Source organism: Catenulispora yoronensis (assembly GCF_039531695.1).
Classification (GTDB): Bacteria; Actinomycetota; Actinomycetes; order Streptomycetales; family Catenulisporaceae; genus Catenulispora; species Catenulispora yoronensis.
In genome coordinates this window covers 116,847-128,363 of the sequence record NZ_BAAAQN010000031.1, presented here as the reverse complement: position 1 = coordinate 128,363, position 11,517 = coordinate 116,847, and the positions used below count along the sequence as shown (strand labels likewise).

Below are 11,517 nucleotides of genomic sequence, written 5' to 3'. Positions count from 1 at the left end.
GCCGGTCCCGCCCGCCCCGCCGTCCCCGCCGCCGAGCCCGCCCTCGGCCCCGCCGCCGCGGGCGCCGCCGGCCGCGGAGACCGCGCCGGACGTCCTGGAATCACTCGCCGTACCGGACAAGGGTTCTGACACCATGCTCATCGCGTGCTCCGTTCCCGCGCCGTGTAGACCGCGACGACGATCAGCGCGGCCTGGACCATCTGCGCCGTCGAGTCCGGCAGGTCGTGCTTGATCAGGGTGGCGCGCACCAGCTGCATCAGCAGCGCGCCGGCGACCGTGCCCAGCACCCGCACCCGGCCGCCGGTCAGCGGCGTGCCGCCGACCACGACCGCGGTGATCGCCGAGAGCTCCATCAGCTGCCCGGTGTCGGCCGGGTCGCCGGCCCGCAGCCGGGCCGTGGCCAGCAGCCCGGCCAGCGCCGCGAGCACGCCGCAGAGCACGTACACGGTGATCAGCACCCGGCGCACCGGCAGCCCGGCCAGCGCCGCCGCCGACCGGTTGCCGCCGATCGCGACCAGCTGCCGCCCGAACGTGGTGCGCCCGACCAGCAGCCCGCCCAGGGCCGCGGCCCCGGCGGCGAACCACACGATCACCGGGATCCCCAGCACCGCGCCGCCGCCCAGGTCCAGCAGCGCCGTGTCGTGGATGTCGACCAGCTGCCCGTGCGCGATCACCAGCCCCAGGCCGCGCAGGCCGACCAGCAGCGCCAGCGTCGCCACGATCGGCTGCACACCGAGCACCGCGACCAGCGTCCCGCTGAACAGCCCGGACACCGCGCCGGCGGCGAGCGCGACCACGAAGGCCACGCCCACGCCGTAGCCGAGGTACAGCGGGATCAGCGCCGAGACCAGCGCCATGACGGCGCCGACCGACAGGTCGATGCCCTCGGTGCCGATCACCAGCGCCATGCCCACCGCCACGATCACCACCGGCGCGGCCTGCACCAGCTGGGTCCGCAGGTTCGCCGCCGACCAGAAGTTCGCGGTGAACGCCAGGTTGAAGACGACGAGCACGGCGACGGCGAGATAGACGCCGTACTCCTGAAGGACGGCGCCCCGCGCTCCGGGCGCCGTCCGCGGCAGGGCGACGGCTTCAGCCATGGTCGGCCTCCTCGGAATGGATGGCGGCGGCGCCGGGGTCGGCGCGGTCCTCCGCATCAGTGCTTTGATCAGCAGCGGCGTGGGGTTCGGGTTCGGACTCGGCGTTCTCGGCGTCGGCATCAGTGTTTTGCTCTCCCTCCCGGGCCTGCTCGCCCGATGCCAGTGCCGCCAACAGCGCCGCCTCCGTCACGTGCCCGGCCGGCACGTGCCCGGCCACCGCGCCGTCGCGCAGCACCACCAGCCGGTCGGCGCCCTCGATCAGCTCCTCGGTGTCCGAGGAGATCAGCAGCACCCCCAGCCCCTGCTCGGCGAGCTCGTCGATCAGGGCCTGCACCTCGGCCTTGGCCCCGACGTCGATGCCGCGGGTCGGCTCGTCGAGCAGCAGCACCCGCGGCTCCAGGCACAGCGCGCGGGCCAGCAGCACCTTCTGCTGGTTGCCGCCGGACAGCTCGGCGACCTTCTGCTCCGGCCCGGAGGCCTTGATCCGCAGCCGGGTCATGAAGGTCCGCACCACGCGGTCCTGCCGCGCCCGGCTGACGATGCCGCCCCGCGAGAGCCGGGGCAGCGCGGCCAGCACGATGTTCTCCCGGATCGACAGGTTGGGGATGATGCCGTCGGCCTTGCGGTCCTCGGCCAGCATGCTGATCCCGGCCCGGATCGCCGCGCCCGGGCCGCCGGCCACCGGCGTGCCGGAGACGGTCACGTTTCCGGCCTGGAGCGGCAGCGAGCCGGCGATGGCGCGCGCGGTCTCGCTGCGCCCCGAGCCCAGCAGCCCGGCCAGTCCGACCACCTCGCCGGGCCGCACGTCGACCGAGACCCCGGCCACCCGCGGCCGGCTGACCAGCCCGGTCGCGCGCAGCACCGGCTCGCCCTCGGCGTGGTGCTCGCCGCTGAACGCGGTGGCGCCGTGCGCCTTCAGCTCGCCGGTGTCCCGGCCCAGCATCAGCGCGATCAGGTCCACGCGCTTGAGCCCGGCCAGCTCGCCGGTGTGCACGCGGCGGCCGTCGCGCAGCACTGTGACGTCGTCGCACAGCCGGTAGAGCTCGTCCATCCGATGGCTGACATAGCAGACCGCGACGCCGTCGGCCTTGAGCCGGTCCACGACCTCGAACAGGGTCGCGACCTCGCGCGGCTCCAGCGAGGACGTGGGCTCGTCCATCACCACCACCCGCGCGTCGAACGACATCGCGCGGGCCAGCGCCACCATCTGCTGCGTGCCCAGGCCGTAGCCGCCCAGCGGGCGGCGCACGTCGGCCCGCACCCCGTACCGGGCGAGCAGCTCGGCCGCGGCGGCGTTCACCGCGGCGCCGTCGATCAGCCCGAGCCGGGTGCGCGGCTCGCGGCCCAGCAGCACGTTGCGCGCCACGCTCATCAGCGGGATGAGGTTGACCTCCTGGTGGATCGTGGAGATCCCGGCGCGCTGGGCGTCGGCCGGTCCGGCGAACGCCACCTGGCGCCCGCCGAGCCGGACCGTCCCGGAGTCCGGCCGGTACACCCCGGTCAGGACCTTGATGAGGGTGGACTTGCCGGCGCCGTTCTCGCCGACCAGGCCGTGGGCCCGCCCGGCTTGCAGCGTCAGCGACACGCCGTCGAGCGCGCGCACCCCGAGGAACTGCTTGCTGACGTCCTCGACGTCCAGTACCGCCTGCATCGGCTCGGCTCTCCCGTGCTCGGCTGAGCGGGGCTCAGTAGGACTTGGCGACGTTCGCGGCGGCGTTGGTCTCGTCGTACTGGCTGTCGCTGATGACGATCGAGGCCGGCACCCCCTTGCCGCTCTCGAAGTCGGCCAAGGCCTGGAACGCCAGCTGGCCGAACCGCGGGTTGGACTCGATGACCGCGTTGTAGTCGCCGTTGACGATCTCCTGCACCGCGTTGTGGGTGCCGTCCACCGAGACCAGCTTCACGTCCTTGCCGGGGTTCTTGCCCGCGGCCTTGAGCGCGTTGAGCGCGCCGATGCCCATCTCGTCGTTCTCGGCGTAGACCGCGGTCAGGTCCGGGTGCGACTGGATCAGCTGCTCCATCGTGGCCTGGCCCTTGGCCCGGTCGAAGTCGCCGGTCTGCTGCGCCACCACCGACAGGCCGGAGGCGGTCTTCAGCTCGTCCACGAACCCGCTGGTGCGGTCGGTGGTGACGTTGTTGCCGGAGCTGCCCAGCAGGATCGCGACCTTCCCGGTGCCGCCGGTGACCCGGATCATCTCGTCGGCGGCGCGCTTGCCCTGGCTGACGAAGTCGGACCCGATGAAGGTCACGTAGTCGGTGCACACCGCCGAGGTCACCTTCCGGTCGATGGTGATCACCGGCACCTTCTTGGCCTTGGCGGCGTCGAAGGCGGGCTGCAACCCGTCGGAGTTCAGCGGCGCCACGATCAGCAGCTGCACCCCCTGGTCCAGCATCGACTTGATGTCGCTGATCTGCTTGTTCAGATCGCTCTGCGCATTGGTGGTGATCAGGTTCCCGGACGGTATGCCCAACGCGGCGGCCTGGTCCTTGATGGACTGCGTCTCGGTGATCCGGAACGGATTGGCCTCCTTCTCCGACTGGGAGAAGCCGACCTTGGCGGTCTTCACGTCCACCTGCGGATACCCGAGTGAGGCCGCCGAACACCCCGAGCCGGCGGCGGCGGTGCTGGGCTGGCTGCTGGCCGCGACCGCGGCCGGACCGGAGGAGCCGGCCGCCGCGGCGGGCTTGGACTCGGACTTCGAGCAGGCGGCCAGGGCGCTGACGGCCAGGGCCGCGGCGGTGAGGCGCACGGTGCGGTTACGGGACACGGCTGGGTTACCCCATTCTTCGTCGGGTGCGTGGGCTTCGGTGGCGTACGGGGCCGACCCGGGCAGAGCCCGTCCGGCGTCGCCGCTGCGGTGAGGAACCGAACTCGCAGCGATCGAGAATCGCGGTGTGCCGGAGGGTTTCGCAGGATCCATGCTCAACCGGCTATGGCGACTTTTTACATCCTTGGAACGACGTTGTAAAGAGGCTAGGCTGCCCCTGCCGGTTGCCTCGGTGGCGTACCGCTCCCGGAACCAACACACTCGTCACAGGAGGCTCACATGGCCGCAACACTGAAAGACGTCGCCGCACTGGCGGGCGTCTCGATCAAGACCGTGTCGAACGTGGTGAACGGCTACGGCTTCGTCAAACCCGAGAACCGCCGCCGCGTCGAGGAGGCCCTGGAAGCCACCGGCTACCGCCCCAACGTCGGCGCCCGCAACCTGCGCCGCGGCCGCACCGGCTTCATCGCCATGGTGGTCCCCGAACTCAGCGTCCCCTACTTCGGCGAACTCGTCAGCCTGGTCATCAGCGCCGCCGCCGACCACGACTGGAACGTCCTGATAGAGCAGACCCAAGGCGTCCGCGACCGCGAACGCGACGCCCTGTCCGCCCTGGGCCCCCACATGGTCGACGGCGCCATCCTCAGCCCCGAAGCCCTGACCGCCGAGGACCTCGCCGTCCTCGACCCCGGCGTCCCCTTCGTGATGCTCGGCGAACACTCCGTCCACGCCGCCGCCGACCACGTAGCCATCGACAACGTGGCCGCCGCCAAAACAGCCGTGGCCCACCTGGCCGCCCTCGGCCGCACCCGCATCGCCGCCATCGGCGCCAACCCCGCCCGCGGCACCGCCACCCTCCGCCTCCGCGGCTACACCGAAGCCCTCACCGAAGCCGGCCTCCCGATCAACGAAACCCTGATCGCCCCAGCCGCCAAATACCACCGCCGCGAAGGCGCCCAAGCCATGGCCACCTTCCTCGACCTCCCCGAACCCCCCGACGCAGTGTTCTGCTTCAACGACCTCCTCGCCATAGGCGCCCTCCGCACCGCCGCCGACCGAGGCCTCTGGGTCCCCGAAGACCTAGCAGTAGTCGGCTTCGACAACATCGAAGAATCCGCCTACGCCATCCCCCGCCTGACCACAGTCGCCCCCGACAAACAAGCCATCGCCGAAACCGCAGTCAACCTCCTCCACAGCCGAGTAGTCGACCGCGACAACCGCGAACCACAAACCATCCAAGCAGCCTTCCGCCTCGAGGTACGCGGAAGCTCCCGCCCCCGCGCCGCAACCCGAAGCCCGCGCCCCTGACGCGAGAAGCAGCGCGACAGGCCGGTTCGCCGGTCGATGCGGAGGAGCCACTGAACGCTGCCGGGAGGGCGGAACAACTACGCCACCGGAGGCGGAGAGGGCTGCCGGGAGGCTGTGCCGAAGAGGGTAAGAGGTTGGCGCTGACCGCTTGCCGAGCCGTTTTTGGCGGCCGACCGGCAGCCGGATCGCAAGAGCCTCCAGCGCCTAGCACGGAGCGCGCTACGGCAGCCACAAGCACCAAGCAAGCATCGGCCATACCCCGAGATTGTCAATCCCCTGCCTGGGTTTTGGTTCGTTCCCCTCGGTCACGTCGGCAGGGCTTTGCCTACAGTGCCGCCGACCGGGTGTCAAGTTCATGCAAGCGCAACCGCCGCCCAACAGCTCTCACCGCAGCGGCATGGACTTTACACCCGGGCGGCGGCGCTGTACCCGTAGGGCTGCCGACGTGACCGAGGGGAACGAACCCCCACCTCACCAACCGCCAGCGCAGGGACTGACCAGACCCCCCTATGGAGCCGGCGCCAGTTCCCCGAGGGATCCGAGGCCCCCGCTGGAAGCGCCTGCTTTGCCCAGCTTTGGACTTTGACTGGCTTTTGACTCCTCCCGACAGGTTTACAACCCCTCCCTCCCGTGCTGTCATAAGACCCGTTTCAACGTTGCATCAAAGCCGTGCACCACAATCCCCCCGGAGCACGAGATGTCCCTCTCCCGCCGCGCCTTCATGGCGACCGCCACCGCCACCACCACATCAGCCGCCCTCATCAATCCCCTCATCAACCCCACAGCCAGCGCATCACCCAGCGCATCCCCGACCACATCCCCGCACACATCCCCGACCACATCCCCCAACACACCAACCCCCCTCTACCCTCCCAACGCCACCCCCCTCCACCCCACCCCCTACCTCCGCCTCCCACCCGGCGCCATCCACCCCACCGGCTGGCTCTCCACCCAACTAACCCTCCAACTCACCGGCCTCACCGCCCACTACCCCTCCACCTCCCACTTCCTCGACTACACCACCACCGGCTGGATCCACCCCGCCAACGTCGGCTGGGAAGAAGTCCCCTACTGGCTCCGCGGCTTCGGCGACCTCGCCTACGTCACCGGCGACTCATCAACCCTCTCCACCACCGAACAGTGGATCACCGGCATCCTCAACACCCAATCCCCCGACGGCTTCCTCGGCCCCACCGCCCTGCGCACCTCCCTCAACAACGGCCCCGACTTCTGGCCCTACCTCCCCCTCCTCCAAGCCCTCCGCAGCTTCTACGAATACAGCGGCGACTCCCGCATCCTCCCCGCCCTCACCTCCTTCTTCCACTACATGAGCACCAAACCCGGCTCAGTCTTCTCCTCCAGCTGGATCTCCTACCGCGTCGCAGACCTCCTCGACTGCGTCTTCTGGCAGTACAACCACACCGGCGACCCCACCCTCCTCGCCCTCGCCGACACCATCCACACAAACTCCGCCAACTGGACCAACAACATCCCCACCCCCCACAACGTCAACATCGCCCAGGGCTACCGCGAACCAGCCGTCTACTCCATCCGCTCCGGCCAATCCACCCACCTCCAAGCCGCCTACCAGAACTACGCAACCGTCATGAACACCTACGGCCAGTTCCCCGGCGGCGGCTTCGCCGGCGACGAGAACTACCGCCCCGGCTACACCGACCCCCGCCAAGGCTTCGAAACCTGCGGCATCGTCGAGTTCATGGCCAGCCACGAACTCCTCACCCGCATCACCGGCGACCCCATCTGGGCCGACCGCTGCGAGGAACTGGCCTTCAACCTCCTCCCGGCAGCCCTCGACCCCGCCGGCAAAGCAGTGCACTACATCACCGCCGCCAACATGATCGACCTCAACAACTCCGCCAAAACCGAAGGCCAGTACCAGAACAACTGGGCCATGCAGTCCTACATGGCCGGCGTCGACCAATACCGCTGCTGCCCGCACAACTACGGCATGGGCTGGCCCTACTTCACCGAGGAACTCTGGCTCGCCACTCCCGACAACGGCCTCTGTGCGGCGATGTACGCACCCTGCTCCGTCACCGCCAAAGTCGCCGACGGAACGACCATCACCATCACCGAAACGACCGACTACCCCTTCTCCGACACCATCACCCTGAAGCTCTCCACCCCCAAACCCCTCACCTTCCCGCTCTACTTCCGCATCCCCGGCTGGTGCTCCGCACCCACCATCCGCGTGAACGGCCAGCCAACACCGACACCACCTCCCGCCGGCCCCGCCTTCACCCCCATCAACCGAACCTGGGCCAACAACGACACCATCACCCTCACCCTCCCGTCCCAGGCCACAGTCCGAACCTGGGCCGTCAATGCCAGCAGCGTCAGCATCTACCGCGGCCCCCTCGCCTACTCTCTCCAAATCGGCGAAACCTACGTCCAAACCGGCGGCACCACACAGTTCCCCCAATACGACGTCCACGCCACCCCCACCACTCCCTGGAACCTAGGCCTGGCTCTCCCCACCTCCACCCCCGCCTCCTCCCTCACCTTCCACAACGCCGGCACCCCCCTCGCCCCCAACCCCTTCACCCAAACCGGCAACCCCCTCACCATCACCGCCCCCACCCAACAAATCCCCGAATGGACCGCCGACGACCAACAAGTCGTCACCCCCCTCCAACCCAGCCCCGCCCGCGCCACAACCCCCGTCACCCAATCCACCCTCATCCCCATGGGCGCCGCCCGCCTCCGCATCACCGCCTTCCCGACGACCTCCGCCACCGGCACCCTGTGGACCCCCTGGAACGCCACCACCGCCCCCTTCCGCATCCGCAACGCCAACAGCGGCAAAGTCCTCGGCGTCGACAGCATGTCGACCGCCGACTCCGCGAACGTCGTCCAGTACGACGACACCGGCACCGCCGACCACCTCTGGCGCCTGATCGACAACGGCGACGGCAACGTCCGCATCCGCAACGTCAACAGCGGCAAGATCCTCGCGGTCCACAACATGTCGACGGCCGACGGCGCCCTCGTGCAGCAGTTCTCCGACAACGGCACCGTCGACCACGTCTGGACCCTCGTCGACAACGGCGACGGCCAGGTCCGCATCCGGAACGTCAACAGCGGCAAGGTCCTCGCGGTCTCCAACATGTCGACGGCGAACAGCGCGCAGGTGGTCCAGTTCAGCGACAGCGGCACCGCCGACCATCTCTGGCTGCTGATCCCCGACGGCCAGGTCCGCGTCTCCAACCGGAACAGCGGCAAAGTCCTGGCGGTCCAGAACATGTCGACCGCCGACAGCGCTCAAGTACAGCAGTTCTCTGACAACGGCACCGTCGACCACCTGTGGACCTTCGTCCCAGACTCCGGCAACACCACTGCCTTCCGCATCCGCAACATCAACAGCGGCAAGGTGCTCGGCGTCTCCAACATGTCGACGGCCGACTCCGCGAACGTCGTCCAGTACACCGACAACGGAACAGCCGATCACCTCTGGCGCCTCCGACCGTCGACGGGGCCCTGGCTCCGCCTCCAGAACGTGAACTCCGGCAAGGTCCTCGGCGTCTCCAACATGTCGACCGCCGACTCGGCGAACGTCGTCCAGTTCAGCGACAACGGAACAGCCGATCACCTCTGGAAATTCATCTAATCCAGCGCCTCCGCAGTCACTGAGAACTCCCGCACCGTCCGAGCGATAGCCCGCTCCACCTCCGCCGCCGTCGCTCCCCGGAACCGGAACCGGCCGCCGACATGCTCGTAGTACGCGTCGGCGGCCGGCAAGATCTCGCCGGCAGCCAACAACTCCTCGGCATAAGGCCCCGGTTCGCTCCCCACCATCGAAGTCACCGACGTGATCCGACAAGGCCGAGCAGCCGGAGCCGGCACCAACAGGAACCCCCCGACCTCTACCTCAGCCTCCACCCCCCAAGGATCTGTAGTCGTCTCCGGCCCCAACCCCAACCCCAACCGAAACCCCACCTCCATCAAGTCATACCCATGCAACTCCCGCCACACAAAAGGAATCTCCCCACCCCCAACCCGAGCCCCCACCTCCAAAAACGCACACTCCCCAGTCCCCCGATCAGCGAACACCTCCAAATGAAACACCGTCGGCTGATCAGTCAGCGCCGCCAGCGCCCGCGTCCCGAACTCCCCGATCGCCGCCACCAGCGCCGGATCGTCCTCCTCGACCGACCCCAGACAAGTCCCGAACCGAAACCCCAACGGAGTAGTGTTCAAATACCGCGACGCCCGAAAAGGACCAAAAACCCTCCCATCGAAGTACCCGTCGACGTGATAAATCTGCCGACCGTCATACGCCTGCGCCAGCACCGGCTCCGAAAAGTCGAGCCCCTCGCACTCCTCCGGCCCGCCCAACTCCCGGACCCCGGCGCTGGAGCTCCCGATCCGCGGCTTCACCACCACCGGCCACCCGTACCGCGCCCCGAACGCGCGGACCTCCTCAGCGCTCCGCACCGCCTCGAACGCCGGCACCGCCACCCCCGCCGCCGCGACGGCCTCCGCCATCAGCAGCTTGTCCCGGAACACCAGCAGCTCGGCCTCGGTCGGCCCGGAGCACCCCCACTCGGCCCGCAGCCGCGCCGCGACCAGCAGGTCGTCCTCCTTCAGCGCGATGATCGCCGCCGGCTTGCCGAGCTCGGCCACCAGATCGTGGATGCGCTCACCGACCTGCCGCTGGTCGTCGGTCGCGCTGACCAGCGCCACGGCCGCGGCCAGCGGCGTCACCGACGACGCGCCGACCTCGGTCGTGATGTAGCTGACCGCGTACTCGCGATGGTCGATGTAGCGCTCGTACTCGGCGTACCGGGCCCGCCAGCGGTGGATCACCACCACATGCGGGCGCGTGCCCTGCCCGAGGCCGGAACCCGGCCCCATCAGGACTCTCCCTCAAGCTCGTAGAACCCGGCCCCGTCCAGGTACCGCACCGTCCCGAAGTCCCGCACCACGACCTCCTCCACCTCGTGCATCAGGTTGATGATGATCGGGCACGTCAGATCGTCCACGGTCCGCCGCAGCATCCCGCCCGGCGCCACCAGCTGCCGCGTCTCGACGAAGCTCTCCAACGCCTCCACCTGCGCCAGCAAGGGATACGAGCGCAGCCGCCCGGCCGTCGTCGTGCAGTTCATCGCCGAGACGAAGTGCCGTCGCAGCCGGTAGTCGTCCTTCCACCGCTCCGCGAACCGCTCGGGCCGCACGGTGGCGTCGACGATCCACTCCAGCTGCGACTCACCGATCGCCTGCCGCACGTAATGCGGCCAGTCCACGCCGGCCATCCGCGCGCCGACCTCGACCACGCACGGCCCGCTCGGCGTCAGCTTCACCTCGATGTGCGCCGCACCGTGCGCGATCCCCAGCGCGTCGAGCACGTCGAAGCAGTACGGCACCAGCTCGTCCTGCACCTCGCCGTGCCGCGGCAGGATCCGCAGCCCGCAGGTCAGGTCGGTGATGCCGTTCGCGCCGATCTTCTCGTACTTCCACATGTCGGTGACGTGGTGCTGCCCGTCGCGGCTGACCGTGTCGACGATGTACTCGCCGCCCACGAGGTACTCCTGCGCGACCACGCCCTCGTTGCGGATGTCGAAGACGTTCTCCGCGCCGACGATCGCGCGGTATCCGGCGACCGCCTGCTCCGGCGTGTCGCAGAACGACACCCCGTCGCCGGCCGCGCTGCGCGTGGGCTTGACGACGATCCGCCCGCCCACCTCCCGGTGCCAGGCGGCCAGCTGCTCCTCGCCGGTGACCAGCAGCTGGTTCGCGGCCCGCAGTCCGGCGGCGCGCACCGTCTCGATCATCACGAACTTGTCGCGCCGCGCGGTGCTCAGCGCGGTCCCGTTGGTCAGCAGCCCCAGAGCCTCGCTGACCTGGTCGGCGAGCTCGACGCCGAGCTCGCCGCCGGCGATCACCGCGGCCGGTCGGTGCGCGGCGACCGCCTCGACCGTGGCCGACAGGTCGCCGGAGTGGCTGATCAGGGCCTTGTATCCGGACATGTCGAAGGCGGCGGCGTAGCCCCGGGGCGGCTCCGGCGTGCTCAGCAGCCTGATCACCTCGTAGCCGGCCTTGACGAACTCCGGCGCCAGCCGCTTGGTCGGCGCGTACACGTCCGTGATGACGACCGTCTTGGAAACGCTCGGCGGGCTCATGGGCAACACCCTTTCTGCACGGAATGCGGCCTGCGGCAGTGGCAGTGCGAGTGGCACTGGAACCGGCTCCGGCACTGGCATCGGAAGATCGCTCGAAGTGTGCGCCGACCGGCTTCGGATCCGCTGCAAATCCACTGCGAATCCACTGCGCCCCAGCCGCACCTCCACCCCACCCCCACCCCATCCCCGGCACCCCTCCAG

The 11,517-nt window shown here is 69.4% G+C and carries 7 protein-coding genes; 2 read left to right on the top strand and 5 right to left on the bottom strand.

What is annotated here, in order from left to right:
• Nucleotides 1-137: 137 nt before the first annotated feature.
• Genes ABD481_RS24620 through ABD481_RS24610 form a run of 3 tightly spaced genes read right to left on the bottom strand, consistent with a single transcriptional unit; the run spans nt 138 to nt 3,868 of the window.
• Nucleotides 138-1,100 (bottom strand): ABC transporter permease, encoded by a 963-nt coding sequence (locus tag ABD481_RS24620; protein ID WP_344668116.1) that lies wholly within the window; start codon nt 1,098-1,100, stop codon nt 138-140.
• A complete protein-coding gene (locus ABD481_RS24615) occupies nt 1,093-2,751 on the bottom strand; it encodes a sugar ABC transporter ATP-binding protein (RefSeq protein WP_344668115.1) in 1,659 nt (552 codons plus the stop codon). The genes ABD481_RS24620 and ABD481_RS24615 overlap by 8 nt, the downstream gene beginning before the upstream one ends.
• 34 nt (nt 2,752-2,785) lie before the next feature.
• Entirely contained in the window at nt 2,786-3,868 is a 1,083-nt protein-coding gene (locus tag ABD481_RS24610; protein ID WP_344668114.1) for an ABC transporter substrate-binding protein, read from the bottom strand.
• Nucleotides 3,869-4,147: 279 nt separating this feature from the next.
• Between ABD481_RS24610 and ABD481_RS24605 the strand changes: the two genes are divergently transcribed.
• Together ABD481_RS24605 and ABD481_RS24600 are read left to right on the top strand one after the other, a co-directional pair.
• Nucleotides 4,148-5,176, top strand: a complete 1,029-nt coding sequence (locus ABD481_RS24605) for a LacI family DNA-binding transcriptional regulator (protein WP_344668113.1) — start codon at nt 4,148-4,150, stop codon at nt 5,174-5,176.
• Between the two features lie 697 nt (nt 5,177-5,873).
• On the top strand, nt 5,874-8,804 hold the full coding sequence (locus ABD481_RS24600) for an RICIN domain-containing protein (RefSeq protein ID WP_344668112.1): 2,931 nt from the start codon (nt 5,874-5,876) through the stop codon (nt 8,802-8,804).
• Here ABD481_RS24600 and ABD481_RS24595 read toward each other — a convergent pair.
• A complete protein-coding gene (locus ABD481_RS24595; protein WP_344668111.1) occupies nt 8,801-10,051 on the bottom strand; it encodes an ATP-grasp domain-containing protein in 1,251 nt (416 codons plus the stop codon). The genes ABD481_RS24600 and ABD481_RS24595 overlap by 4 nt on opposite strands.
• Nucleotides 10,051-11,316: an ATP-grasp domain-containing protein gene (locus ABD481_RS24590; protein ID WP_344668110.1), complete on the bottom strand. Its 1,266-nt coding sequence runs from the start codon at nt 11,314-11,316 to the stop codon at nt 10,051-10,053. Before ABD481_RS24590 ends, ABD481_RS24595 begins: the two co-directional genes overlap by 1 nt.
• Nucleotides 11,317-11,517: the final 201 nt, after the last annotated feature.

What these genes read in the sequence shown, in the direction of transcription:
- ABD481_RS24620 (WP_344668116.1), bottom strand. Translation starts at nt 1,100, where the DNA reads ATGGCTGAAGCCGTCGCCCTGCCGCGGACGGCGCCCGGAGCGCGGGGC.
- ABD481_RS24615 (WP_344668115.1), bottom strand. Translation starts at nt 2,751, where the DNA reads ATGCAGGCGGTACTGGACGTCGAGGACGTCAGCAAGCAGTTCCTCGGG.
- ABD481_RS24605 (WP_344668113.1), top strand. Translation starts at nt 4,148, where the DNA reads ATGGCCGCAACACTGAAAGACGTCGCCGCACTGGCGGGCGTCTCGATC.
- ABD481_RS24600 (WP_344668112.1), top strand. Translation starts at nt 5,874, where the DNA reads ATGTCCCTCTCCCGCCGCGCCTTCATGGCGACCGCCACCGCCACCACC.
- ABD481_RS24595 (WP_344668111.1), bottom strand. Translation starts at nt 10,051, where the DNA reads ATGGGGCCGGGTTCCGGCCTCGGGCAGGGCACGCGCCCGCATGTGGTG.
- ABD481_RS24590 (WP_344668110.1), bottom strand. Translation starts at nt 11,316, where the DNA reads ATGAGCCCGCCGAGCGTTTCCAAGACGGTCGTCATCACGGACGTGTAC.